We start from the raw sequence: 25,926 nt of genomic DNA on the forward strand, positions 1-25,926 counted from the left end.
GCTCGGCAGCTGCTACGGGCTCTACAGAGGGTGACGGGCTATTTAGGCTTGTGCATACTGGCCAGCCTTTTTAGCCCTTTTCGAGGAATCGCCCATGTTTAAAGTCAACGAGTACTTCGACGGCACCGTCAAGTCGATTGCCTTCGGCACCACCGAAGGTCCGGCCACCATCGGCGTCATGGCCCCGGGCGAATACGAATTCGGCACCAGCCAGCGGGAGATCATGCACGTAGTGTCTGGCGCACTGACCGTCAAACTGCCAGACAGCAGCGACTGGGAAACCTTCGCCGCCGGCAGCCAGTTCAACGTACCGGCCAACAGCAAGTTCCAGTTGAAGGTTGCGGTCGACACCGCTTATCTGTGCGAATACCGCGGCTAAAACCTGAAACAGGGTTTTTGTGGCACATACAAAAATGCCCGTATCTCGCGATACGGGCATTTTTTATTCAAGCCAGACCGGGGCTCATTCGAGAATCGTCACCGGCATCCCGACTTCAAGCCAACCATTGCCGTCGTTGACCAGGTTCTGGCCGAACATCGCACCGTCCTCTTGCGCCCGGTATTGCTGCAGCGTGGCCAGGGGCTCGCGATCGGCATTGCGGTGGCCGGTCTGCGGATCGATGGTGGTGAGGATGCAGCGCGAGCAAGGCTTGACCACGCGAAACTCGATATCGCCAATGAGGATGCGTTTCCAGCCGTCCTCGGCATAGGCGTCACTGCCTTCGATCACCAGATTGGGCCGAAACCGCAACATCTCCAACGGACGGCCGACGCGTTCCGACAAGTCATCCAGCGAGCCCTGACCGATCAGCAGCAACGGAAAGCCGTCGGCAAATGCGACCTGATCATCGTCTCTGCCGTAGCCTGCCTGAGTGGTGCGCGCACGTTCGACCGGCACCTGCACCAGCCGCGTGGATTTGCCAATGAACTCGCTCACCCATGCGCCCGCCTCATCACCGGCATCGGGAACCCGCAGGGTGTCACGCCAGATGGTCACGCCGCGCAGTTGCGCGTCGGCGGCGGGCAACGGGACCTCGATGGGCGAGAGGCCGGGGGCACTGAGGGACAGTCCGCCAGCCGCATTCCACAGGGCCGAGAGTTGACTCATCTGCGGTACCGCGCGCTGGGTCAGGAAACGCCCACTGGCTTCATCCACCAACATCCAGCGGCGATCCCCGTCCAGCCCCAGCTTGTCCAGACTGACCTGTTGCAAGGGTTCGCCCTTGCCGGACTTGAGTGGGTAACGATAAAGCGCGCTGAGACGCAGCATGAACCAGCTCCCTGTTGAGCCAAAAACGCCACCCTATACGAGCTTGATCGCCGAATCAAAGGCAGACTGCGTGCTCATTACCCTGTAGGAGCGAGCTTGCTCGCGATGGACGTTAACGATAATGCGGGCTTTCTGAATAAACGCGCCGCCCTTGAGTCCATCGCGAGCAAGCTCGCTCCTACATACCGCGTCAGGCGGTGACTTCGTCCAGCAGCAAACGCTGACGGACCACGTCGACCAGTTTGTCCGGCTGGAATTTGGAGAGGAAGTTGTCGCAACCGACCTTCTTCACCATCGAATCGTTGAAGCTGCCGGACAACGAGGTGTGCAGGACCACATACAACCCGCGCAGGCGTGGATCGTTGCGGATCTCGGTGGTCAGGCGGTAGCCGTCCATCTCGGGCATTTCCGCATCGGTGAAGACCATCAGCAGTTTGTCGGTCATGACCACGCCGGTATCGGCCCAGGCCTTGAGCATGTTCAGTGCCTTCAAGCCATCTCTGGCGATGTGCATCTTCACCCCAAGCTGACCCAGGGTGTCGCGCAACTGCGACAAGGCCACGTTGGAGTCATCGACCAGCAGCACTTCACGGCCACGGGCGTGTTCCAGCAGTGGATCTTCGAGTTTTTCCCGGGACACCTTGGCGTTGTACGGGACGATCTCGGCCAGGACTTTTTCCACGTCGATGATCTCGACCAGTTGATCGTCAACCTTGCTGATGGCCGTCAGGTAGTGCTGGCGACCGGCGCTGGTCGGCGGTGGCAGGATCGCCTCCCAGTTCATATTGACGATGCGATCGACACCCCCCACCAGGAACGCCTGCACCGAACGGTTGTACTCGGTGACGATGATCGTGCTGTCAGGGCCCGGCACCAATGGCCGCATGCCAATCGCCTGGGACAAGTCGATCACCGGCAGGGTCTGCCCGCGCAGATTGACCACACCACAGACAAACGGATGGCGCTGAGGCATCAGCGTCAACTTGGGCAACTGCAACACTTCCTGCACCTTGAAGACGTTGATTGCAAAAAGCTGGCGCCCGGCCAGACGGAACATAAGAATTTCCAGGCGATTCTCACCCACCAGCTGCGTGCGTTGATCTACCGTGTCGAGAATGCCGGCCATTAATGACTCCTGAGCTTGTTCTGATGAATTCACTAAAGAGAGTTATCGGCCGATAGCGTTGGACCTTAACCCTTAACCCTGGGGTTGAGCTGAACCTCCCTCCCCAAGCAATGGCGAGTCCGGCGCAAGATGGACCCGCAATGCCGCCGGGCGCGCCGAAAAACGCAGATTGTCGCTCTGCATGGGTTCGCCATCGAGGTTGATGTCCAGGCCTTCCGAGACCTTGATTTCAACCCACGGCAAGCGCGCCCGGACGAACATGTTGCCAATACCCAGGCCGCCGGACAGCAGATCCCTCAGGGTCCCTACCAGCTCCTGCGGTGCTGGCAGAATGCTGATATCGAGCAAACCGTCATTGACCAGTGCGTCCGGACACAACAGTTGACCGCCGCCGGCCTGCCGACCATTGCCAATGCCCAGCGCCAGGAGATCCCCTTGCCAATGAAAATCCGGTCCGTGCAACTCACCGTACGCTGCATGCAACTCACTGAAGCGTGATAGCCCGGTGAACAGATAGGCCGCCCCGCCGAGAAGCTTCTTCAGGTCTTCGGAAGTGTTGGCCGTGACCTGGCTGCCAAAGCCTCCTGTGGCCATATTCAGAAATAGCTGACCACCGACCTCGCCCAGATCGATTGCATGGGCAGGTGCATCGAGCATTCGCAAAGCGTCATGGGGGCCCAGCGAAATGCCGGCAGCCCGAGCAAAGTCGTTGGCGGTACCCAAGGGCAACAGCACCAGACTGGCATCGCTGGCGCTCAAGGCCATGGCCTCGGCGATATCGCGCAAGGTGCCATCGCCGCCACCGGCAATCAGGTGCGTGTAGCCCGCGGCGAGCGCCTCATCGACCAGGCGTCTCGCATCGCCCGCCTCCCACGTCAGCCGCACGGCCAGTTCCCAGCCTTCGGCCCGCCTGGCTTCCACGGCTTCGCGAACCTCCTCGTTGAGTGCCTGCTTGCCATGCAAAATCAACAGCGCCTTGCGCTCACTCATCGTTCATCACTCCACTGATTGGATGGTTCTTGAAGAATGTTGACCTGCTGCAGTCGAAAAAAAGCCCTGGCAGATCAATTTATTTCGAACACGGCAGCGCGCCCCCCTGCTCGACAGGCAATGGCTGGTGAGTCAGCGCTATTTGAGGCAAGCGTGCAGGCTTAATAGAGAAACATCCTACAAATCGTTGGGAGCCAGCCCGGTTGACCAGGAGGCGCTGATATTAGAACGTTCCGGTGTAGCGTTTATCAGGCCTGCGACGCCTTACACAAGGAAGTGAATTGACATGAACCAAAAAAAGTTCTTCAAGGGCTCGAGTCAGTTGCATGCCAATCCCTCACTGACCCAGATGGAACACCGCGGCATGGAATTCGATAAAGCGCCCGACAACCGGAAATCCATCAAGACCAGGCTTGCCTGCTCGGCAGGAGCCATTCTGGTGTTGATTGCTCTGCTGATCTGGATTTCACACAGCCGCTTTGGTCAGCTTCTGCAGGCGCTGATCCATTAGCAGCTGCCGAGCCTGCGAGGCTGCGTTCGAGCCGGGGTCGCGCTCGACCGAAGTCCTCGCAAAGCCTGCATCCGCGGTTTATTTGAAAGAATCCGTTGCCTGATTTAGCGACCGCTTCGCAGTCGAACGCAGCCTCGCAGGCTCGGCAGCTGCTACGAGAGCCTCGTCGCAAAAAATAGCGCTTAACCGCCCCACACCAGGCCTTACCCCAGCACCTCGCTCAATGGAATGAAATTCACCCAATCGCCCTCGACCAACGTGCGATCTTCCAGCACTTCAACCAGCCCTTCGGCCCAGGCCGCGCTGCGCAGTACCCCGGAGCTCTGGTTTCTATAGATGATGGCTCGCCCTTGCTCCAGTCGTCCTCGCAGGTACTCTCGACGGCTGCCAGGCTTGGGCCAGGCAAACCCGGCAGGCACCTGAAAGCGTAACGGCTCGACCTTTTCCACGCCCTGGCGGCGCAGCAGATAAGGCCGGGCCAACAAGGCAAAGGTCACCAGGGTCGATGCCGGATTGCCTGGCAAGCCAATCACCGGCACGCCCCGGAAGTGCCCACACGTCAGCGGCTTGCCCGGTTTGATTGCCAGTTTCCACAGCGCCAGTTCACCCTCCTCGCGCAAGGCGACGCCGAGAAAATCCGCTTCTCCCACCGAGACACCGCCGGTAGAAAGGATCAGGTCAACGTCACCCAACTCGCCGAGCCGGTTGCGGGTAGTCGGCAAATCATCGGGCAAGATCCCGGCATCGATCACTTCACAACCCAGACGCTGTAACCAACTGCACAGCAATATTCGATTACTGTTGTAGATCTGCCCTGGCCCAAGCGGTTGTCCTGGTTCGATCAATTCGTCCCCAGTGGACAGCACCGCCACTCGCACCCGACGGATCACCTTCAGTTGCGCGCAGCCCAGGGAAGCGGCCAGACCTTGCTCGATGGGCCCCAAGCGAGTACCCGCCGACAACACCACTTCACCGACGGTGGTTTCCTGGCCTTGTGGCCGAATATTCTGACCTGCATGCAAGGTTTCGGTGAAGCGCACCCGCCCATCGGCCAGTACTTCAGCATTTTCCTGCATTTCCACACAGTCGGCGCCTTCGGGGACCGGAGCGCCGGTGAAGATTCTCGCGCAGGTGCCAGGCGCCAAAGGCTCGGGGGCAAGACCGGCGAATATTCTCTGGCTGACCGCGAGCGCGTCACCCTTCCAATCGGCAAGACGCAAGGCATAGCCGTCCATCGCGCTGTTAGGCCAGGGCGGAAGATCCAGGGTCGAGATCAAATCGTCAGCCAGAACCCGGCCTTGCAGCGCGGCCAATGGCAGGTGCTCACACTCGCGAATCGGCGAGGCTTGCGCCATCGCCAGCAAGCGAGCCAACGCGTCTTCGACCGGCATCAAGGTGCCGCTCTTGCCCGGCTTACCCACGGGATTCACAGGCTGCAGCCTGCTTCAGATGAGGGACAAAGTTGCAGGGCCGATGTCGCGAATCCAGTTGCTCGGCGAGGATCCCGTCCCACCCGGTGCGAACCGCGTTGGTCGAACCGGGCAGGCAGCACACCAGGGTGCCATTGGCCAATCCGGCCAGGGCCCGGGACTGCACAGTCGAGGTACCGATGTCCGCGACCGAAATCTGCCGGAACAACTCACCGAATCCATCGACCTGTTTATCGAGCAGGCAGCCGACGGCTTCCGGGGTGCTATCACGCCCGGTAAACCCGGTGCCGCCAGTGATCAGCACCACCTGTACCTGGTCTTCGGCGATCCAGGTCGCAACTTGCGCACGGATTTTATAGAGATCATCTTTAAGCAGGACCCGCGCCGCCAGGTTATGCCCGGCGGCGCTCAGGCGATCGACGAACAGCTGCCCGGAGGTGTCGGTTTCCAGGGTGCGAGTATCGCTGACAGTCAACACCGCGATGTTCAGCGGTGCGAAAGGTACATCAGCCTTGGCTTTCATAGGCTCGATCCAGTTGTAGGAGAAACAGCCCGGTGTTATATCACAGCGCCCCATTTCGCTGCCTCTGTGGAGACGCGCCATGAACTCGAACACTCAGCTGCCGCCATGCTCCATTCTGCTCCTGGCAGGCGGGCGCGGCCAACGCATGGGCGGCCAGGACAAGGGCCTGCTGGAGTGGCAAGGCCAGCCGTTGATTGCTCATCTGCAGCGCAAGACCCGTGGCCTGAGTGATGATCTGATCATTTCCTGCAACCGCAACCAGGAGAAATACGCGCCGTTTGCCGACCAACTGGTCCAGGACGACATCGACGACTTCCCGGGCCCGCTGGCCGGCATTCGCGCCGGGCTGGCAGTGGCTCGCCATGCATTTGTGCTGGTACTGCCCTGCGATGTGCCGCAAATCGATACCGGCCTGCTCGATTCCATGCGCGAAACCGCCAGCCAACATCCCGAAAAGCCGCTGATGCTGCGCCACGGAGAGCACTGGGAACCGCTGTTATGCGTCATCCCGACGGCGCTCGCCGGCGCGTTCGAGCGCGCCTGGGAGGACGGTGAACGCAGCCCCGGCAGACTCATGCGCAGACTCGGTGCCGTGGCCTTGCAATGTCCCGAAAATGATCAGCGGCTGGCCAACCTGAATACCCCTGAACTCCTGCGTCAGTACAACGGCGTATCCGAATGATACTAGCCATGGAACTTGCTCGTGTTGTATACGTCTCAAGATCTAGTAGTTAAAAGTATTCATTTCGGAGAACAAAATGACTCAACGGACCCTCGCTGCGCTGATGCTTGCAATGGGCCTCGCCACCCTCGCCGGTTGTGCGTCGCCTACGGTGATCACCTTGAATGACGGCCGGGAAATCCAGGCTGTCGACACACCTAGATTCGATAAAGATTCAGGCTTCTATGAGTTCGAACAACTGGACGGCAAAGAAACGCGCGTCAACAAAGATCAGGTGCGTACCGTTAAAGATCTGTAAGCCCAGACTACAGGTAGAGACAGATAAAACCCGCCTTATGCGGGTTTTATCGTTTTGACTTGAAAGAATATTTCGATCTGCGCCGAAAAACCTGATGCAAGCGTTTCAGGGATTCACCACTGCAAGGTGATTTCGCTTTCGAAATGACGCTCCAATCCGCTCAACGGGTCGATAAAGCGCAAGCCTTGCGCCAGCAGCTTCAGCGGGTTGGCATAGTCATCCTCGGCATCCCTGAGGACCTCGGGATAGAACGGGTCATTGCAAATACCCGCCCCCAGCGCGCTCATGTGCACTCGCAACTGATGCTTCTTGCCGGTGACGGGAGACAACGCGTAGCGCCAGAACTCGCCGTTTTTCTCGCTGACCGCGACCGCCGTTTCGGTGTTGCTCGGACCGGGCCCCTCCTGCATGCGGAAGAAGGGTTCACCGTCGACCAGTCGGCTTTTGTGAATCAGCGGAAATGACAACTCAGGCAAAGCCCGGGCGATAGCCTCGTAGCGCTTCTCGATCTTGCGGGTGGGAAACAACGACTGATAAGCCGAACGGCTCTGTGGGTTGGCCGAAAACAACACAAGTCCCGCCGTATGCCGATCGATGCGATGCAATGGCACCAGATGCGGATTGTCCAGGCGCCGGATCAAACGTCGCAGCAAGGTCTGTTCGACATACTCACCCGCCGGGGTCACCGGCAGAAAATGCGGTTTGTCCGCCACCACCAAATGCTCGTCGGCATAGAGAATCGACTCCAGCACCGGAATCGGCTTTTCGTCAGGCACCTCACGAAAATAATGTATCCGCAGGCCTTCCTTGTACGGTAAGCCAAGCGCAATTGCCGCCCCCTTGCCATCAAGCACGCGCCCACGAGCGATCCGGTCCAGCCATTGTTCACGGCTGATGGCGCTGAAGTGTTCGCACAGGCAATCGAGCACCGTCGGCCATGAGCCCGCAGGCAAATACAGGGTGCTGGCTTGATTCTGTGCAGCGCAGAAAGATGACGTAGACATACAGGGGCTCTGTGCATGGGTGCAGGCTGGCATTATCCAGCAAGGGCGCACGCGAACCTAGGGGCGATTGCACCATCGGTCTTCGTTGCCATCAGGCATGGGTCATCGCGGGCCGCGCGGCGTCGGTAAAGTCCTTCAGCCAGCGCAGCACATCGACCGCCTCCCAGCGCCCTGGATCATAAAGTGCATACAACAAGCCCTGGTAACCCACGACATCCAGTTGCCGGTGGTAACCGGCACGCTGGAACAAGGCTTCGATTTCAGCGAAACAGGTATTGAAATGCAGTTTATTGAAGGGCGTCTTGCCTTCGGTAACCAGACCATCCAGGCGCAGTTCGAGCACCGCCTCGCGGACGACGTCAGCGGACATCCGGTTCACGCTGCGCTTCAATTGTTCGACATTGACCAGCATGGTAGCTCCCTCTGTTTTCTTGATTCGCCAGGTGAGAGACATGGCAGAACACTCGATAACTGTATAGACATACAGTACCCGAATATTACGTCTCTCGGCAACGGATTGCAGAAGGATCGACAGGCGGGGAGCCTGTCATTGACACGGGATGCCGATCAACTCAGAAAAGCCACGACCTGGTCGGCGTTGAAAGGCCAATCCAGTTCGGCACCGGTATCGACGCGGCGCAGGACCGGGATGCGTAGCTCGTAGTTTGCGAACCAGGTTTCGTTTTCGGCAATGTCGACCAGTTCCACCAACAAGCCGCCCTCGACGAAAGGCATCATTTCGGCTTCGGCGAGTTCACAGAGATGGCAACCAAGGGTACCGAACAGCTGGCATTCAGGGGGCATGACAAACAGACCGACGAGGAATAGGCATTCATTCTAGGCCGGACGGGAAAACTCGTCGAGCCAAGGGAGCTGCCTGCTCCGCCATAGCCCACAATAGAATGACTCACATCATTCTCCCAGAGAGCCAATTGCGCGATGCTCGCGACTTCGTTGCCTCTACGCTGTGTTAATGCGAGACCCCGAACCGGAGACTGCTGTGTTTGCCAATCTGTTGATCATCCTCGCCTCATCATTGGTGGTGATTGCGCTGTTCCGGCGCCTGCAACTGCCTCCGGTGCTGGGGTATCTGTGCGTCGGCCTGTTGGTGGGGCCAACGGCATTCGACTGGGTGAATGACAGCGAAGATCTACCGGATCTGGCTGAGTTGGGGGTGGTCTTCTTGCTGTTTTCCCTGGGACTGGAGTTTTCCCTGTCGAAAATGCTCGCGTTGCGTTCCGTGGTTTTCGGCCTGGGCAGCCTGCAGGTACTGGTTTCAGGGGCACTGCTGGGTGGGGTGTTATGGCTGTGTGGCGTACCGACCCTCTCGGCCATGTTGCTCGGCGCCGGCCTGGCGTTGTCCTCGACAGCCATCGTCAGTAAGGAACTGACCAGCCTTGGCGAAATATTCAGCGGCCACGGCCAGAACGCGATCGGCGTGCTGTTGTTCCAGGATGTAGTCGCGGTGCTCTTGCTGACCCTGGTCCCGGTGTTTGCCGGCAGCAGTGATCAGGTTTGGTACTGGGCGCTGCCGATCACCCTGGGCAAGACCGTCATACTGTTTGTCGGCCTGCTGCTGGCCAGTCGCTGGTTGCTGCCACGACTATTTCATGAGGTTGCCGCCTCCCACTCCGCCGAACTGTTCGTGCTGCTGGCCCTGGTCATCGTCCTGCTGACCGCCTGGCTGACTCACCTGCTGGGGCTCTCCCCTGCCCTCGGTGCGTTCCTGGCCGGCATGCTGCTGGGGGAAAGCCACTACCGGCATCAGATCGAAGCCGACATCCGGCCGTTCCGCGACATCTTGCTCGGGCTGTTCTTCGTCAGTATCGGCATGTTGATCGACCTGCAGTTATTCCTCAGTCACGGGTTACTCATCCTCGGCTTGACCCTGGCGCTGTTGCTGATCAAGGGCACGGTAGTGGCGGCGCTGGTCAAGTGGCGCGGCAGCGACGCTGAAACCGCCTGGCGCAGTGGCCTGGCACTGGCTCAGGGTGGCGAGTTCTGCTTTGCGCTGATGGCGCAAATGCAACAGAGCAAGCTGATGCCCGGCGACATCAGCGGCCTGCTATTGGCGGCGACGTTCTGTTCGATGCTGTTGACGCCGCTGCTGTTGCGCGCGGCTCCCGGGATCGCCGCCCGCCTGCATCGCAAACCCAATGAGGAGGCGCAACTGGAGCGCATCACCGCGCTCAACGCCGAACTGCACGGGCATGTGGTGATCTGCGGTTATGGTCGGGTCGGCCAGTCCATCGGGCGCTTCCTGCGCCGCGAACAACAGCACTTCATCGCGCTCGACGACGACCCGGTACGGGTTCAGGAAGCCGCGGCCGGCGAAAGCTGTGTGCACTATGGCGATTCACGCCGGGGCGAACTGCTCACCGCCGTAGGACTCGAGCGCGCCCGCTTGCTGGTGATTGCCGTGGACAAGAGCGAGATTGCCATGATCGTGCTCAAGGAGGCTCGCCGGATCAACAGCGAGGTGCCGATTCTGGTGCGGACCCGCGATGACAGCCAACTGACCGAATTGAAAGCCGCCGGTGCCAGCGAGGTGGTCCCGGAGCTGCTTGAGTCAAGCCTGATGCTTGCCTCCCATGCACTGATCATGCTCGGACTGCCCGAATTCCAGGTCCAGGCCAAGGTTGATGAAGTCCGGCATAACCGCTATCGACTGCTGCATGGCTTTTATCATGGGGCGCAGAGCAACCTGCTGGACATCCGCGGCCAGCCCAAGGTGCTGATGCATGCGGTCAATCTCGGAGCCGATGCCCACGCCTGTGGTCTGTCGTTAAACGAACTGGCCCTCGAGCCGTTGGGCGTGGACGTTCAGGCCGTGCAGCGCGATGGCAACGACCTGACGATGGATGGCGCCACTCATTTGCAGGCGGGTGACAAGGTGCTGATGTCCGGAACCCTGTCAGCCATCGAAGCCTGCGAAGCGCGGTTGCTGGGTGGGTCGTAGATACCGTCTTTACCCTCAACTGTCTCTCGCGGATGTACACATATTCACTAATGTGCGAGCCTGCTCGCGAAGGCGGCCTGGCAGCCGGCCTATCTCTCTGGTGTACATATCCATTCTGCGGTAACGGCCACTTATGGTTCCGCCCTTACTCCGGGTAACTTTGGAAAAGCGCCAAAGTAACCAAAGCGCTTTTTCCCCTTTCGTTCGGCCCCTCGCCTAGGCTCGGGGTGCCCTCGCTCCGGTCCTGCTCCGTGGGCCCGCCGCCATCGGCCATCCATGGCCGGGGGCGGCTAACCCGGCATCCATGCCGGGTTGCCCACTGCGCAGAACCTCCTCTCGACCTCTCGAGGGGGCGGTGCGTCAAAAGCAAAAGCGAGGCGGCCGACCGGCCGGCCTGTTTATCTGGGGTACGCGTGCCCCGGAGCTGGCGAAGCCTGCGATCTTTTCGGCGGACCCATGCGGTGACCGGCCGGACGCAAAGATCAAAAGATCGCAGCCTGCGGCAGCTCCTACAGAGGGATCGGCGAACCGACGGGCAAATGCGATGTTTTGCCACACACCCTCAATCCTGGCTCACCGAACCGATCTTGTGTATCGACAGATCCGCGCCGTAATACTCCTCTTCCTGGCTCAACCGCAGGCCATGAACGTACTTGATGGCGCCATACACCACGAGTCCACCGATAAAGGCGATCACCACCCCCAACGCGGTTCCGATCAATTGGCTGAGCAGGCTGACCCCACCCAGGCCACCCAACGCGCTCTGGCCGAAAATACCGCAGGCAATTCCGCCCCAGACTCCGCAAAGCCCATGCAATGGCCAGACACCCAGCACATCATCGATTTTCCATTTCCCCTGGGCCGCGGTGAAGCACCAGACGAACAACGCCCCGGCGATCACACCCGTTACCAGTGCCCCAACCGGGTGCATCAGGTCGGAACCTGCGCAAATCGCCACCAGCCCGGCCAATGGGCCGTTATGCAAGAAGCCCGGGTCATTGCGCCCGACGATCAACGCGGCCACGGTGCCGCCGACCATCGCCATCAACGAGTTGACCGCTACCAACCCGCTGACCCCTTGCAGGGTTTGTGCGCTCATGACGTTGAAGCCGAACCAGCCGACTATCAGGATCCATGAACCCAGGGCCAGAAACGGGATGCTCGATGGCGCGAAGGCGACCAGTCGTCCCTCACGGTAGCGCCCCTGCCGCGGCCCGAGCAACAACACGGCGGCAAGCGCCAGCCAGCCACCCATGGCGTGCACCACCACTGAGCCGGCGAAGTCGTGGAAAGTCGCGCCAAAGCGTGCGAGCAACCAGACTTGCAGACCAAAATTGCCGTTCCACACCATGCCTTCGAAGAACGGGTAAATGAACGCCACGATCAACGCCGTCGCACACAGCTGGGGAGCGAATCGGGCGCGTTCGGCGATACCGCCAGAGATGATCGCCGGAATCGCCGCAGCGAAAGTCAGCAAGAAGAAAAACTTCACAAGTCCATAGCCGTGATCCGCACTGATCACCGCCGCTGGCTGCATGAAACTGACGCCATAGGAAATCCAATAGCCTATAAAGAAATAGGCCAGGGTCGAAATGGCGAAATCGCTGAGGATCTTCGATAACGCATTGACCTGGTTTTTTTGCCTGACCGTACCCACTTCCAGAAAGGCAAAACCGGCGTGCATGGCCAGAACCATGACCGCGCCCATCAGAATAAACAGTGTATTGGAGCTATGGACCAGACTGTCCACAGCGCTTTGCAAATTTTCCATGGAGTTGGCAGACCTGAATGCAGGAAAAAGCACCAAAGCAGTTCGGCCACTCCTTTTACGCACCAAATTGGCACCCGCCAAGTCAGGGGTGAACCGATTTGGCGCAGGAAGTACGAACAGGCAAATCGCCGCTAGGGGTTTTTCGCGGGTTTTAGTTTTTTAGGTTATGGTTTTCATTGGCTCACGCCGCACTGATGCTCAGTCTCGGCGCAAAACCGCTTCCCTGCGCACCACTACAAAGCAAAAGCTGTACCAGTCAATTGCACTGAACCTTCCAGCAAGCCTCATACTCGAAACATTCAGAAGCCACTTACGGAGATAACCATGGCCAGCAAAACAGCAAAGAATGCTCAAGAAGTACTGATGGCGGATTTTCAAACCCTGGTCAATGACACGGAAAAGTTGCTGGAACACACCGCGACACTGGCCGGTGATCAAGCTGATGAACTGCGTTTGCAGATCCATGACAGCCTGTTGCGTGCCCGCGAAACCCTGCGACTGACCGAAGACTCCCTGCGTGAGCGCGGTAAAGCGGCGGTTACCGCCACTGAAGACTACGTCCAGGCCAACCCATGGCAATCGGTGGGAATTGCTGCTGGCGTAGGCTTTCTGATCGGCCTGCTGGCGACTCGGCGGTAATATGGCTATCGGTGAATCCGGCTCGTCCGCGACGGGCCCAAGCTCCTCTTCGCGGCGCCTCGGTGCGGCTTTCCTGGGCTTGTTGCACAGCCATGTCGAGCTGTTCGGCATCGAGTTGCAAGAGCAGAAAGCCCGGACCGTGAGTCTGTTGTTGTTCGCAGGTCTGGCCCTGGTGTTTGCCTTGCTGCTGCTGATCGGGCTCTCGGCACTGGTGCTGATTCTGCTCTGGGACAGCTATCGCCTGTCCGGGATCATTGGTCTGTGTATCTTCTATACGCTTGCCGCACTGTTTTGCGCTCTGCGTTTGAAAGCGGCCATCTTCGACGAATCATCGCCGTTCCATTCGACCCTTGAAGAATTGGCCAACGACCGGGAGCGTCTCCTGCCATGAACCCTGAGCTACCACCCAACAGTTCCCGACGCGAAATGCGCAAGGTGTTGATCCGGCTGCGCATGGAAATGCACCGCCAGGAAATCCGCCATGAGTCCCAGAATCTGTTGCAACCGTTGCAACGCGTCCGCGGGATGACCCAAAGCTGGCAGGAAGGTCTGCACTTCAAGCACGCACCGCTCTGGGGCGTCGCCGCAGTGACCTTGCTTGGTTTTCTGAGCGGCAAGGGCGCCAGGAACGGAGGCGTCAGCAGCCTCTCCCGGCTGGCCAAACTGAGTGCCAGCCTGGTGCCGCTGATCAAACTGGTGATGCAAGGCACTCCCAGAAAGGACTAGTCAGGCGGCATCTGACTGCATTGTTGCCAAGACTCTGGGGCGGACCTCCTTATCGAGGGGGCCGATCCTGTCTGCCCGCCGCGACGCCACCCGCAATCAGTACTGCCTCACCGCCGGACAGTTCTTCGATAAGGCCAGCGCTTGCTGCTGATCGGCAATGACACCGTCGGGCTGCAGTTCCGCTTGCAGCGCGACGTGGGAACCGGGAAGCTAGGGTCTAGTGGCATCCGAATTTGAGCTAACGAACTAGCCATACAGGCCACTATTCATCAGTCTCTTGACGGAGAGTACCAGCCTTGGATTGGCAAACCCTGCTTACCCGCGAACGACTCGGAAAGCCGCTGCCCAGCCCGGAAGAACTGGGTCGCAGCCCTTTCCATAAAGACCATGACCGCATCATCTTTTCGGGTGCCTTCCGCCGTCTGGGGCGCAAGACTCAGGTGCACCCGGTTTCCAGCAACGATCATATCCATACCCGCCTGACCCACTCGCTGGAAGTCAGCTGCGTCGGTCGTTCCCTGGGGATGCGGGTTGGCGAAACGATCCGCAGCGCCCTGCCCGACTGGTGCGATCCCAGCGACCTGGGCATGGTAGTGCAATCCGCCTGCCTGGCTCATGACATCGGCAACCCGCCGTTCGGTCATTCGGGCGAAGACGCGATCCGCCACTGGTTCCAGCAAGCCGCAGGCCGCGGTTGGCTTGATGCCATGAGCGACGTCGAGCGCAATGACTTCCTCAACTTCGAAGGCAACGCCCAAGGTTTCCGGGTGCTCACCCAGCTCGAATACCACCAGTTCGACGGCGGCACGCGGCTGACTTACGCGACGCTCGGCACCTACCTGAAATACCCCTGGACCGCGCGCCACGCCGACTCCCTGGGTTATAAAAAACACAAGTTCGGCTGCTATCAGAGCGAGCTGCCGCTACTGGAGCAGATCGCGCTTAAACTCGGTCTGCCGCAACTTGAGGAACAACGCTGGGCGCGTCATCCGCTGGTCTATCTGATGGAGGCGGCCGATGACATCTGCTACGCCTTGATCGACCTCGAGGATGGTCTGGAGATGGACCTGCTGGAATACGCCGAAGTCGAGTCGCTGCTGCTTGACCTGGTGGGTGACGACCTGCCGGAAACCTATCGCCAGCTCGGCCCGCAGGACTCGCGACGACGCAAGCTGGCGATTTTGCGCGGCAAAGCCATCGAGCACCTGACCAACGCCGCCGCACGGGCATTCGTCGAACAACAGGATGCGCTGTTGGCCGGCACCCTTCCCGGCGATCTGGTCGAGCATATGCACGGTCCGGCCAAACGCTGTGTGTTGAATGCCAAAGACATGGCCCGCAAGAAAATTTTCCAGGACAAGCGCAAGACCCTGCATGAAATCGGCGCCTACACCACTCTGGAAATTCTTCTGAACTCTTTCTGCGGGGCCGCCCTGGAACAGCACGGCGGGCGCACCCCATCGTTCAAGAACCGGCGCATTCTCGACCTGTTGGGAAATAATGCACCTGACCCGAGCTGGCCCCTGCACACGTCCTTCCTGCGGATGATCGACTTCATCGCGGGCATGACCGACAGCTACGCCAGCGAAATGGCACGGGAGATGACCGGACGCTCCAGCCCACAGTGAAAGCTTTCGATCAGCCATGGCACTCCCGCTGCGGCTGATCGAAAAACCAGCGCCTGCAAACACTTCTGCAACGATGAAAAACTTATAAAAGATCCTGCCCCTCTCATCATCTATTCAGCCGCAAACAAGCACCCCCACAGAACACTCAACAATTATCGAAAACACATCAACAATAGTCCTCCTGCACACAACCAGGAAACACCCCATATTGCGAGTAGGAATATTTACTAATACCCAATGAAAATACCTCTCCTCAAAGTCACCTGCACTTACATATGGTTTCAAACTTAATATACAGCTTATTAAACCTAGTCCATTCGTAATCCTTCGCCTTTTTTGGTGTAGGACTTATCCTATATTGCAGCTACGAGCCAGTCAGTTCATGCGTGCGCGCCTCCATCTGAGCTAAGGTGCCCGCTTTATTCGCGCTCGCATGGGATTTGATTATGAACTCGGTTTTTATTGTCGACGACCACCCTGTTATACGCTTGGCAGTTCGCATGTTGTTAGAGCATGAAAATTATAAAGTCGTCGGCGAAACTGATAATGGGGTCGATGCCATGCAAATGGTCCGCGAATGTATGCCGGACCTGATCATTCTCGATATCAGTATCCCCAAGCTCGATGGTCTGGAAGTTCTTTCTCGCTTCAATGCCATGAGCCCTCCCCCAAAGACGCTGGTACTGACGGCACAGTCGCCGACTCTGTTCGCCATTCGCTCCATGCAATCGGGTGCCGCCGGTTATGTCTGCAAGCAAGAGGACTTGAGCGAACTGATGAGTGCCATCAAGGCCGTTCTATCCGGCTACAACTACTTTCCGAGTCAGGCATTGAATCCTGTTCGCGGCGGTGACCCGGCCTCGCTCGAACTGGACCTGTTTAAATCCGTCAATGATCGAGAACTCATGGTCCTGCAACTGTTTGCCCAAGGCCGTACTAACAAGGAAATCGCCAAAGGTATGTTTCTCAGCAACAAGACCGTCAGCACTTACAAGAAAAGACTTATGCAGAAACTCAAGGCCAAATCCTTGGTAGAACTTATCGAGATGGCAAAACGTAACGCATTAGTGTGAGAAACAGGATGCCCAGGGGTTTAAAGGACTGTCTGATAGTATTGAGCGCAGGTTTATGCCTGAGCACCCTCGCGTGCGCGGTACAACCCGGGGCCGAACACTACACACTGCTGAGTCGCTCAGGCACTGGCCACATGCAAGTCCAACTGGACAAAACCCAACTGCAATGGGTTCAAAACAAGCGCGAATTGATCCTCGGCACTTCCGCTGCGGACTACCCGCCCTTCGACCTGACCATCAGCGGTCATGACTATGAAGGGCTCACCGCCGATTACGCCGGCATCCTCGGCAAGACCCTGGCCCGGCCCGTCAGGGTGCAACGTTTTGCCTCGAGAGAGCTGGCCATTGAGGCGCTGGAAAAAGGTAAAGTAGACCTGCTCGGTACCGCCAATGGCTTTGAAGCGAGCAACCCGAACCTGTTGCTTTCAACGCCCTATGCCGTGGACCAGCCGGTGCTGGTGACGCGCGAAAGAGAAAGCCGCTCGCTGACCGAGGGGCTCGCCGACATGCGCCTGAGCATGGTTTATCACTACCTGCCGCAGGAGGAGGTCAAGGCTCTATACCCGGAGGCCATCATTACTTCCTACCCTTCGTACCAGAACGCAATCAACGCCGTGGCCTTCGATCAGGCAGATGTCTTCCTCGGCGATACCATCTCGACTCACTACATGATCAACAAGGGTTATCTGAAAAACATCCGGATGGCCAACTTTGGTAAACATGAGGCTCACGGCTTCAGTTTTGCGGTACGCAAGGACAACCAGGTTCTGCTCGACATCATCAACGCAACGCTCGACGTCGTTCCAGCCAGCGAACGAGAAAGTATCGCCAAACGCTGGAGCGCCGGCAGCGCCATTCTTCTCACTGATCAAAAGTTGCAACTGACGTCGCGCGAAGAGCGCTGGCTCAAGCAACATCCGACTGTCCGCGTCGTAGTGAACGAGACCTACGCCCCTCTCACATTCTTTGACTCCGATAATAATTTCCGTGGCATCACCGCGGATCTGCTTGAACTGATCAGGCTTCGCACCGGCTTGCGTTTCGAGGTTCAACGCAGCCGTAGCACCACTGAAATGATCAAGCGGATCGAAGAAAACCAGGCCGATATCATTGCCGCCATCCTGCCCAGCAATGAACGCGAGAGCAAACTCAGCTTCAGCCGCCCCTATCTGCAGAATTCATATGTGCTGCTGACTCAAAAGGGTGCCACACACCTGGGCAGCCTTGAACAACTACAAGGCAGACGTCTGGCGGTAACCCAAGGCAGTCCGGTGGTGGATTTTCTGCGCGAAGAATTCCCGCTGATCAGTCTGGTGGAAACCAGTGACACCTTCAGCGCTGCAAAATTACTCGCCCAAGGCCAGGTCGAAGGTGCCGTGAACTCCCTGGTGATCGCCAACTATTTCATTTCCTCGCAGGTGTTCCAGGACAAACTCCAGATCAGCACCACCGTCGGCACCCGGCAAGCCGCTTTCTCACTGGCCACCGCACGCAGTGCAACAGAACTGAGTTCGATCCTCGACAAGGCGCTGTTAAGTATCGCGCCGGACGAACTGGGCATCATCAACAGCCGCTGGCGTGGTTATAGCGCGGCGCCGGACAGTTACTGGCGCGATTACCAGCGCCTGATCTACCAGATCGTCATCGGTGCCGGTCTGCTGTTGCTGATTTCCCTGACCTGGAATGCCTACATGCGCAGGCAGATCAAACAGCGAAAAATGGCCGAACGAGCGCTCAATGATCAGTTTGAATTCATGCGCGCCCTGGTTAACGGGACACCGCACCCGATTTACGTCCGTGATCGGGATGGACGTCTTCAGAGCTGCAACGACAGCTATCTGCAAGCCTTTTGCGCCAGGCGAGAAGACGTCATCGGTAAAAACGTCATGCAGGGTGTGTTGAGCAACGAGTTCGAAGCCCACCAATACCAGGCCGATTATCAACGCGTGGTAGCCGAAGGCATTCCGTTGATAATCGATCGCCCACTGCATATCGGCGAGCGCAAACTGACGATCTACCATTGGGTTCTACCCTACCGCGACTCGACGGGAGAGGTACAAGGCATTATTGGCGGCTGGATCGACATCAGCGAACGCCGCCAGCTGTTCGATGAACTGCGATCGGCCAAAGAACAGGCCGATGATGCGAACCGCGCTAAAAGCACCTTCCTGGCAACCATGAGCCATGAGATTCGTACACCGATGAATGCGGTGATCGGCATGCTCGAATTGACCTTGAAACGTGCGGATCAGGGCCACCTTGATCGCCCGGCCATCGAAGTGGCGTACAACTCGGCCAAGGATCTACTGGAGCTGATCGGCGATATTCTCGATATCGCCCGAATCGAGTCGGGCCGCCTGAGCCTTGCCCCGGAGCGAGTCGACTTGCACGAGATCGTCGAGTCGGTCATGCGGGTATTCGACGGGCTGGCGCGCCAGAAAAACCTCAGCCTGCTGCTGGAATTCGATTCCAGGGGACGGCAAAGCGATGTACTGATTGACCCTCTGCGCTTCAAACAAATCCTGACCAATCTGGTCAGCAACGCGATCAAATTCACCGAGCACGGTCATGTCAGGATCCGGGTCCAGCTGGATCCCGGCGAACTGCCGCAACAGATTCAAATGCAGCTACAGGTTCAGGACACGGGAATCGGCATCAGTGGCGAAGACCAGCGACGCCTGTTCGAACCCTTCGCCCAGGCCGACAGTCCCGGTCATCAAGCCCGCACTGGTGCAGGTCTGGGCCTGGTCATCAGCCGCAGCCTGTGCGAAATGATGGGTGGTCGCTTGAGTCTGACCAGCCAGATCGGCGCTGGCACCCAAGTTCATGTCTCATTGAAGATGACCAGTCTCCCTCCCGAAGTGGCCATGGACGAGGTCAAGCCAGCACTTCCCGGCACCAGCGCGGCATTGAGCGTACTGGTGGTCGACGATCATCCGGCCAATCGCTTGCTCATGTGCCAGCAACTTGGATTCCTCGGGCATCAATACACGGCTGCCCACCAAGGCGCCGTGGGCCTGCAGATCTGGGAGGACGGGCATTTCGACCTGGTGATCGCGGACTGCAATATGCCGGTCATGAATGGCTATGAACTCACCCGCGCCATCCGCCAGCGTGAACAGCAGCAGCAGTTGCCCCCTTGCACCATTCTGGGGTTTACCGCCAACGCGCAACCCGAGGAAAAACACCGCTGCAAGCAGGCCGGGATGGACGATTGCCTGTTCAAACCGATCAGCCTGAGCGCATTGAATCAGCGTCTGGCCGAGATCAAGCCGCTACCCGCCAACAGCGCCTTCAATCTCGACGGTTTGCACCTGTTGACCGGAGGTGATCCGCGTCTGGTCCTACGCTTGCTCGCCGAACTCCTGAGCAGCAACCGTCGGGACCTGCAGGCATTGCTTGCCCTGCCCCAAGAGGGTGAACGCCAGGCTTTGATCGATATTGCGCACAAAATCAAGGGAGCTGCCCGAATGGTCCGCGCCTTTACCCTGACCGATCGTTGCGAAGCCCTCGAGCGGACCTGTACCGAAGGCGCCAGTACCGAGCAAGTCGATGCCCGCCGCGACGCCATTGAACAGGCCATGCTCGAACTGGAACGCGATCTGCACAAACAGATCCAGCGGCACACGGCGCAAACCGCGGAAAACACCCCTGGCTCGAGCCACGAGTCTTGAAAGGCCATCATCGGGGCACCTGATACACAGCCTCACAGCCTGCGCTTGATCAGCAGTCGCTCAAGCGCAGGAAAATCGCCGCCAGCTGCTCGACACCGGCCTGGTCCTGCTCGGTAAAGCGCGCCAGACTGGGGCTGTCCAGATCCAGTACGCCAATCAATCGATCGTCCTTGATCAGCGGCACCACCAGTTCGCTGTTCGACGCGCTGTCACAGGCGATGTGCCCGGCGAAGGCATGCACATCCTCGACCCGCTGGGTTTGCAAGGTCGCCGCGGCAGCCCCGCAGACACCGCGACCGAAGGGGATTCGCACACAGGCAATCTGACCCTGGAACGGACCGAGGACCAATTGTTCATCGCGATTGAGGTAAAATCCGGCCCAGTTCAGATCATCCAGCTGGTTGAACAAAAAAGCCGAGAACTGCGCGGCGTTGGCAATGAAGTCACGCTCATCGGCCAGCAACGATTCAAGCTGCGCACACAACATGGCATAGCCATCGAGACCCTCGGCGCTTTTCTGCAAATCGATCATGCCTGTCGCTCCAGCAATTTCAGCCCCACCCAATACCGCGCAAATTGATAGGCGCAACGCCCGTTGCGGTTGCCGCGTCCGGTCGCCCAGCGCACCGCGAGAATCTCCAGCTCTTCAGTGCGTTGCCATTGCAGGCCGGCCTTGCGCGCCAGCTCGCCGATCCAATGCTCGACCACATTGAGAAAGTGCTCCTGGGTGAAGGGATAGAACGACAGCCACAGGCCAAACCGGTCCGACAGGGCAATCTTGTCTTCTACCGCTTCATTGGGATGCAGTTCGCCATCGACCATTTTCCAGTTCTCGTTGTCGCTTTGCTTCTCCGGAACCAGATGTCGACGATTCGAGGTCGCGTACAACAACACGTTATCCGGAGCCTGTTCCAGCGAGCCGTCGAGCACGCTCTTGAGGACTCGGTAGTCGCCCTCGCCGGCCTCGAACGACAAATCATCACAAAACAACACGAACCGCTGTGGCAGCTTTTGCAACTGCTCGACCACCCGCGGCAAATCCGCCAGATGATCGCGCTCGATCTCGATCAGCCGCAGACCGGCTTCGGCATGCTCGGCCAGCAAGGCCCGGACCAGCGAGGATTTACCGGTCCCACGCGAGCCCCAGAGCAAGGCGTGGTTGGCCGGCAGGCCATTGAGGAACTGCCGGGTATTGCGCCCCAGCTGCTCGCACTGTTTATCTACCCCGATCAGATCGGACAGGCGCGTGTCCAGGCTGACCTCCAGAGGCAACAGATAGCCGCTACGTCCTTCACGTTGCCAGCGGGCGGCCAGGCAGTTGGTCCAGTCGATGGTTTGTCGCGGTGCCGGCAATATAGGTTCCAGGCGAGCCAGAACCGCATCGGCGCGTTCGAGAAAAGCATTTAATCGAGAATCCACGACTTCTCCTCAGGCATGTTCACAGTAATGATGTTGTCCATACAAAATCAGCATCGACAGCCGATTCAGAGCAAGATGCAGGACTGATATCAGAGTCTGCCGATAATCAGATCAGCGATGATCGGTTATGCTTGTCCAGCGAAGGGATACGGAAGTGGTACAGCACCCCATGGATATCAAGTTCACCAACCGCCTGTCCTTCAAACAGGCGAGGCTTACCGTTCTGGTCGGTTTCATTCTCGGAACCCTGCTCAGTCTGCTGCAGATAGGCATCGATTATGCCAGCGAAGACGCCTCCATCAATCGAGAAATATTCTCTCTGCTGGAAATCAGCCATAACCCGGCTTCGCGAATCGCCTACAACATCGACGCCGAACTCGCCCAGGAGCTGACCCTGGGCCTGTTGCGTTCCCCGGCGATCATTGGCGCGCGACTGATCGATAACAACAATGCGATTCTGGCCAATGTAAAGCGCCCCGGCCAACAAAGCGGTTATCGGCTGATCAGCGACTTTCTGTTCGGCGCCCAGCGAAGCTTCGAAGACCGGCTCTATCTCGATCACATCCCCGAGGAGTCGCTGGGCACCCTGCATCTGGATGTGGATACCTACGCCTTCGGCAGCCGCTTTCTGAGCAGGGCCGAGGTGACACTGCTCAACGGTTTTACCCGCAGCCTGCTGCTGAGCGGGATTCTCCTGGCACTGTTCTACGCCATGCTGACCAAACCCCTGGTTCGGGTCATTCGTGAACTCAGCAGCAGGGATCCGCGAAGCGCCGACCCGACGCGGCTGGATTGCCCTCATGGCCATGAAAACGATGAAATCGGCGTACTGGTCAAAGTCGCCAACCAACAATTCAAAAACATGGCCACCGAAATTCAGCAGCGGCGCAACGCCGAGAACCGTCTGACCGATTACCTCGGGCAACTGGAGAATGTCGTCTCGGCGCGCACCACTGAACTCAAGGCCATCAACTCCCGTTTGAGCCGATCCAACGCAGAACTCGAACTCGCCCGCAGCACGGCCCTGGACATGGCTCAGGCGCGCTCGGTGTTCCTGGCCAATATGAGTCATGAAATCCGCACCCCGCTCAACGGTCTGCTGGGGATGATCGCCCTTTCGCTGGACAGCTCGCTGACGGCTGAACAACGTCAGCAACTGTCGATTGCCCATGATTCGGGCAAGGTATTGGTGGAACTGCTCAACGATATTCTCGATCTGTCGAAGTTCGATGCCGGTCAACTGGAGCTTGAACGCATCCCCTTCGACCTTGGCGTGCTGGTCGAAGACACCGCCAATCTGCTGTCGCAGAACGCCGCGCCGAGCGTTGAGCTGGCCTGCCTGATTGACCCGCTGTTTCCGGCATTGGTGCTGGGGGACCCGACACGGGTGCGCCAGATCGTCAGCAACCTGTTGTCCAATGCCCTGAAATTTACCCGCTTCGGCCGCGTCGATGTACGCCTGAGCCACTATCAAGGGGGCGTCAGAATCGAGATCTGCGATACCGGCATCGGCATCGCCCAGGACGCTCAAGTCAAGATTTTCCAACCCTACACCCAGGCAGGTGCCGGCATTACCCGGCAATTTGGCGGCACCGGTCTGGGACTGGCACTGACCTACAACCTCTGCGAAGCCATGCAAGGCCGGCTGACCGTCAGTTCCGAGGCAGGGTTCGGCAGCCAGTTCTGCGCCGACCTGCCATTGCCCAGCCACACGCCAGTCGCCGCTGTGTCGCAACTGCAAGGGCAGGTCGTGGCCATCACCGCCGCCAATAGCGGCCTGGCCGAACTGTTGAACAGCCTGCTGCCGGGCTGGGGACTGGACTATCGACGGTACAGTATCGACGATTCGCTGATCGGTCTCACCCCTGACCTGCTGATCACCGACTGCCCTGAATGCCTGTTCGGGATACGTCCCGCCATCCAGGCGCCGGTTCTGCTGGTGACTGCCTATGGCAGCTTCATGCCCAGTGAGCAAGTCAGCGCGCTGGCGCCCTTGCAGCAACAGGCTCGACCCCTGGCACGTAACGCGCTGTATCAAACCCTGCGGCGGACCTTGCGGGCCGAGGCCAGCACCATCGACGACCCGGCACCTGAAGCCCTGTCGCCGCAACGGCGGGCGCGCATCCTGTTGGTAGAGGACAACCCCGTCAATCAGTTGGTGGCCAAAGGCATGCTCGGAAAATTTGGCTGCGAGGTCACCGTTGCGGCCCATGGCGCGCAAGCCCTGGCCTTGCTCGAGCACAGGAGCTTCGATCTGGTGCTGATGGACTGCAACATGCCAGTCATGGACGGCTATGAAGCCAGCCGGCAGATCCGCCGCAGTGGTCGCTGGCCCGATCTGCCCATCGTCGCGCTGACCGCCAACGCCATGCCCGAAGAGCGTGAACGCTGTCGCGCGGCCGGGATGAGCGACTATCTGGCCAAACCGTTCCGCCGCGAAGAACTGGCAAGCCTGCTCGACCTTTGGGCACCCGCTACGGTAACGCTTTGATCTGTACCAGCAGCCGGTCCAGACCGCTACGCAACTCATCCAGACGAACCGGATCGACATCGCTGTCGCACAGCAGACGTGCCTTGAGCGGCGCGACCTGCTCGCGCAAGGCCGCACCGACCGCAGACAGGCTCAAATGCACCTCGCGCTCATCCCGCGCCGAGCGCTGACGCTGCACCAGCGCCATCTGTTCAAGACGCTTGAGCAACGGCGTGAGCGTCCCGGAGTCAAGGATCAAGCGCTCGCCCAGGGCTTTCACCGTCGCCTGCTCAGGCGGTGAATCCTGCCATTCCCACAACACCAGCATGGCCAGGTATTGCGGATAGGTCAGCCCCAGCTGGTCGAGCATCGGCTTGTAGGCACGAATGACTGCCCGAGAAGCGGCGTACAGCTTGAAGCAGAGCTGGCTGTCAAGCTTGAGCGATTCGACTGACAGTTCCTTCATTTCAGCAATGCTTCAATCTCGCTGGTCAGATCCTGCGGTTTGGTCGCCGGAGCAAAACGCTTGACCACCTGGCCGTCCTTGCCGATCAGAAACTTGGTGAAGTTCCATTTTATGCCCTGGGAGCCCAGCACACCTGGAGCGCGTTTCTTCAATTGCACGAACAGCGGGTGAGCCTCGTTGCCATTGACATCGATCTTCTTGAACAGTGGGAAACTGACACCGAAATTCAGCTCGCAGAACTCGGAAATGGCCCCTTCATTTCCCGGTTCCTGTTTGCCGAACTGGTTGCATGGGAAGCCCAGTACCACCAGACCCCGGTCCTTGTAACTTTGCCAAAGCTCCTCCAGCCCTTTGTATTGTGGCGTGAAACCGCACTTGCTCGCGGTGTTGACCACCAGCACGGCCTTGCCGGCAAAATCGGCAAGAGTCTTTTGCTCACCCTTGATGGTGGTGCAAGGGATATCCAGCAGGTTGTCGGTCATCGCGCAGGCTCTTGAAAGGGAAATGATGAGTAAACATAGCGAGCAATTGAATTGTGCGCAATGTAATTGCCGACATTTTGGAACGATTGTTCCATGATCTAGCCTATTGCCGATAATTCACGACTCTTGTGGGAGCGGCGGTGCGGCGATCCGACTTGCTCGCGAAGGCGGCCTGGCAGCCGGCCTGTCATTGGATGGTATACATATCCATTCCTGCGGTAACGGCCACTTAGGGTTCCGCCCTTACGGCGGGTCACTTTCGAAAAGCCGGAATGCCGGCCCAGTCGAAAGTAACCAAAGCGCTTTGCCCCTCCATTCGGTGCCTCGCTTAGGCTCGGCATGCCCTCACTCCGGCATTGCTCCGGGGGCCCGCCGCCATCGGCCATCCATGGCCGGGGGCGGCTAGCTCGGCATCCATGCCGAGCTGCCCCCTGCGCAATACCTGCGTTCGGCCTCTGGGAAAGGGGCAGACAGATCAAAATCAAAAGCCAAAGCAAAGCAAAGCAAAGCAAAGCAAAGCAACTGCAAGATCAAAAGATCGCAGCCTTCGGCAGCTCCTACAGGGGAACGCGTGCGCTTGAGCCCAGGCCGGCAGGTCGGCCGCCTCGCTTTTGCTTTTGCGGTGCACGCCCCCTCGAGAGGCTTCGTTCCGGTTCTGCGCAGTGGGCAACCCGGCATGGATGCCGGGTTAGCCGCGCACGGCCATGGATGGCCGATCGCGGCGGGCCCACGGAGCAGGACCGGAGCGAGGGCACCCTGAGCCTAGGCGAAGGGCCGAACGAAAG

The 25,926-nt window shown here is 58.8% G+C and carries 25 protein-coding genes; 12 read left to right on the top strand and 13 right to left on the bottom strand.

Features of this window, described 5'->3' with window-relative positions:
• The first annotated feature begins 94 nt into the window (after positions 1–94).
• Entirely contained in the window at positions 95–379 is a 285-nt protein-coding gene (locus tag F8N21_RS26285; protein WP_085725017.1) for a pyrimidine/purine nucleoside phosphorylase, read from the top strand.
• An 84-nt stretch (positions 380–463) separates the two neighbouring features.
• Here the strand turns inward: F8N21_RS26285 and F8N21_RS26290 are convergent, their stop codons facing one another.
• The 3 genes from F8N21_RS26290 to yegS all read right to left on the bottom strand — a co-directional run bounded on the left by F8N21_RS26290 (position 464) and on the right by yegS (position 3,386).
• A complete protein-coding gene (locus tag F8N21_RS26290) occupies positions 464–1,270 on the bottom strand; it encodes an MOSC domain-containing protein (RefSeq protein ID WP_150644906.1) in 807 nt (268 codons plus the stop codon).
• Positions 1,271–1,460: 190 nt separating this feature from the next.
• The gene (locus F8N21_RS26295) at positions 1,461–2,396 is read right to left on the bottom strand and encodes a chemotaxis protein CheV (RefSeq protein WP_150644907.1); all 936 of its coding nucleotides are present in this window, start codon (positions 2,394–2,396) and stop codon (positions 1,461–1,463) included.
• Positions 2,397–2,468: 72 nt separating this feature from the next.
• Entirely contained in the window at positions 2,469–3,386 is a 918-nt protein-coding gene (yegS, locus tag F8N21_RS26300; RefSeq protein ID WP_150644908.1) for a lipid kinase YegS, read from the bottom strand.
• A 286-nt stretch (positions 3,387–3,672) separates the two neighbouring features.
• On the opposite strand from yegS, the gene F8N21_RS26305 reads away from it, so the two are divergent.
• On the top strand, positions 3,673–3,897 hold the full coding sequence (locus F8N21_RS26305) for a hypothetical protein (protein ID WP_150644909.1): 225 nt from the start codon (positions 3,673–3,675) through the stop codon (positions 3,895–3,897).
• Positions 3,898–4,100: 203 nt separating this feature from the next.
• Here the strand turns inward: F8N21_RS26305 and glp are convergent, their stop codons facing one another.
• Together glp and moaB are read right to left on the bottom strand one after the other, a co-directional pair.
• Positions 4,101–5,288, bottom strand: coding sequence for a gephyrin-like molybdotransferase Glp (gene glp, locus F8N21_RS26310; RefSeq protein WP_191624410.1), 1,188 nt, complete (start codon positions 5,286–5,288; stop codon positions 4,101–4,103).
• 22 nt (positions 5,289–5,310) lie between these two features.
• On the bottom strand, positions 5,311–5,850 hold the full coding sequence (moaB, locus tag F8N21_RS26315) for a molybdenum cofactor biosynthesis protein B (RefSeq protein ID WP_150644911.1): 540 nt from the start codon (positions 5,848–5,850) through the stop codon (positions 5,311–5,313).
• A gap of 79 nt (positions 5,851–5,929) precedes the next feature.
• Between moaB and mobA the strand changes: the two genes are divergently transcribed.
• Complete coding sequence (mobA, locus tag F8N21_RS26320) at positions 5,930–6,532, top strand: molybdenum cofactor guanylyltransferase MobA (RefSeq protein ID WP_150644912.1); 603 nt, start codon at positions 5,930–5,932, stop codon at positions 6,530–6,532.
• 76 nt (positions 6,533–6,608) lie between these two features.
• A complete protein-coding gene (locus F8N21_RS26325; protein WP_150644913.1) occupies positions 6,609–6,830 on the top strand; it encodes a YgdI/YgdR family lipoprotein in 222 nt (73 codons plus the stop codon).
• A gap of 113 nt (positions 6,831–6,943) precedes the next feature.
• Here the strand turns inward: F8N21_RS26325 and F8N21_RS26330 are convergent, their stop codons facing one another.
• The 3 genes from F8N21_RS26330 to F8N21_RS26340 all read right to left on the bottom strand — a co-directional run bounded on the left by F8N21_RS26330 (position 6,944) and on the right by F8N21_RS26340 (position 8,638).
• Positions 6,944–7,834 (bottom strand): pseudouridine synthase, encoded by an 891-nt coding sequence (locus F8N21_RS26330; protein WP_150644914.1) that lies wholly within the window; start codon positions 7,832–7,834, stop codon positions 6,944–6,946.
• 91 nt (positions 7,835–7,925) lie between these two features.
• Complete coding sequence (locus F8N21_RS26335) at positions 7,926–8,243, bottom strand: transcriptional regulator (protein ID WP_150644930.1); 318 nt, start codon at positions 8,241–8,243, stop codon at positions 7,926–7,928.
• A 158-nt stretch (positions 8,244–8,401) separates the two neighbouring features.
• Positions 8,402–8,638 carry a glutaredoxin family protein gene (locus F8N21_RS26340; protein WP_150644915.1) on the bottom strand — a complete coding sequence of 79 codons (237 nt, stop codon included), beginning with the start codon at positions 8,636–8,638 and terminating at the stop codon, positions 8,402–8,404.
• Positions 8,639–8,834: 196 nt separating this feature from the next.
• Here F8N21_RS26340 and F8N21_RS26345 point away from each other — a divergent pair, with 196 nt between their 5' ends.
• Positions 8,835–10,793: a cation:proton antiporter gene (locus F8N21_RS26345; protein ID WP_150644916.1), complete on the top strand. Its 1,959-nt coding sequence runs from the start codon at positions 8,835–8,837 to the stop codon at positions 10,791–10,793.
• Positions 10,794–11,355: 562 nt separating this feature from the next.
• Here the strand turns inward: F8N21_RS26345 and F8N21_RS26350 are convergent.
• Positions 11,356–12,564, bottom strand: coding sequence for an ammonium transporter (locus tag F8N21_RS26350; protein WP_150644917.1), 1,209 nt, complete (start codon positions 12,562–12,564; stop codon positions 11,356–11,358).
• A gap of 324 nt (positions 12,565–12,888) precedes the next feature.
• Here F8N21_RS26350 and F8N21_RS26355 point away from each other — a divergent pair, with 324 nt between their 5' ends.
• The 6 genes from F8N21_RS26355 (at position 12,889) to F8N21_RS26380 (ending at position 20,304) form a co-directional block, all read left to right on the top strand.
• On the top strand, positions 12,889–13,203 hold the full coding sequence (locus F8N21_RS26355; protein WP_150644918.1) for a DUF883 family protein: 315 nt from the start codon (positions 12,889–12,891) through the stop codon (positions 13,201–13,203).
• A gap of 1 nt (position 13,204) precedes the next feature.
• Positions 13,205–13,594: a phage holin family protein gene (locus F8N21_RS26360; RefSeq protein ID WP_150644919.1), complete on the top strand. Its 390-nt coding sequence runs from the start codon at positions 13,205–13,207 to the stop codon at positions 13,592–13,594.
• Entirely contained in the window at positions 13,591–13,929 is a 339-nt protein-coding gene (locus F8N21_RS26365; protein WP_150644920.1) for a hypothetical protein, read from the top strand. Before F8N21_RS26360 ends, F8N21_RS26365 begins: the two co-directional genes overlap by 4 nt.
• Positions 13,930–14,225: 296 nt before the next feature.
• Positions 14,226–15,557: a deoxyguanosinetriphosphate triphosphohydrolase gene (locus tag F8N21_RS26370; RefSeq protein ID WP_150644921.1), complete on the top strand. Its 1,332-nt coding sequence runs from the start codon at positions 14,226–14,228 to the stop codon at positions 15,555–15,557.
• 446 nt (positions 15,558–16,003) lie between these two features.
• On the top strand, positions 16,004–16,630 hold the full coding sequence (locus F8N21_RS26375) for a response regulator transcription factor (protein WP_150644922.1): 627 nt from the start codon (positions 16,004–16,006) through the stop codon (positions 16,628–16,630).
• 8 nt (positions 16,631–16,638) lie between these two features.
• A complete protein-coding gene (locus F8N21_RS26380) occupies positions 16,639–20,304 on the top strand; it encodes a transporter substrate-binding domain-containing protein (RefSeq protein WP_150644923.1) in 3,666 nt (1,221 codons plus the stop codon).
• Between the two features lie 49 nt (positions 20,305–20,353).
• Here F8N21_RS26380 and F8N21_RS26385 read toward each other — a convergent pair whose 3' ends face one another.
• Both F8N21_RS26385 and F8N21_RS26390 read right to left on the bottom strand, forming a co-directional pair.
• Complete coding sequence (locus tag F8N21_RS26385; protein WP_150644924.1) at positions 20,354–20,836, bottom strand: GAF domain-containing protein; 483 nt, start codon at positions 20,834–20,836, stop codon at positions 20,354–20,356.
• Entirely contained in the window at positions 20,833–21,723 is an 891-nt protein-coding gene (locus F8N21_RS26390; RefSeq protein WP_150644925.1) for an ATP-binding protein, read from the bottom strand. The genes F8N21_RS26385 and F8N21_RS26390 overlap by 4 nt, the downstream gene beginning before the upstream one ends.
• A 169-nt stretch (positions 21,724–21,892) precedes the next feature.
• On the opposite strand from F8N21_RS26390, the gene F8N21_RS26395 reads away from it, so the two are divergent.
• Positions 21,893–24,214: a response regulator gene (locus F8N21_RS26395; protein WP_318184234.1), complete on the top strand. Its 2,322-nt coding sequence runs from the start codon at positions 21,893–21,895 to the stop codon at positions 24,212–24,214.
• Here F8N21_RS26395 and F8N21_RS26400 read toward each other — a convergent pair.
• Entirely contained in the window at positions 24,198–24,659 is a 462-nt protein-coding gene (locus tag F8N21_RS26400) for a MarR family winged helix-turn-helix transcriptional regulator (RefSeq protein WP_150644927.1), read from the bottom strand. The two genes, F8N21_RS26395 and F8N21_RS26400, sit on opposite strands and share 17 nt — an antisense overlap.
• Positions 24,656–25,141, bottom strand: a complete 486-nt coding sequence (locus tag F8N21_RS26405) for a glutathione peroxidase (RefSeq protein WP_150644928.1) — start codon at positions 25,139–25,141, stop codon at positions 24,656–24,658. The genes F8N21_RS26400 and F8N21_RS26405 overlap by 4 nt, the downstream gene beginning before the upstream one ends.
• Between the last annotated feature and the right edge of the window lie 785 nt (positions 25,142–25,926).

The organism is Pseudomonas fluorescens (genome assembly GCF_902497895.1).
GTDB classification, from domain to species: Bacteria; Pseudomonadota; Gammaproteobacteria; order Pseudomonadales; family Pseudomonadaceae; genus Aquipseudomonas; species Aquipseudomonas fluorescens_BP.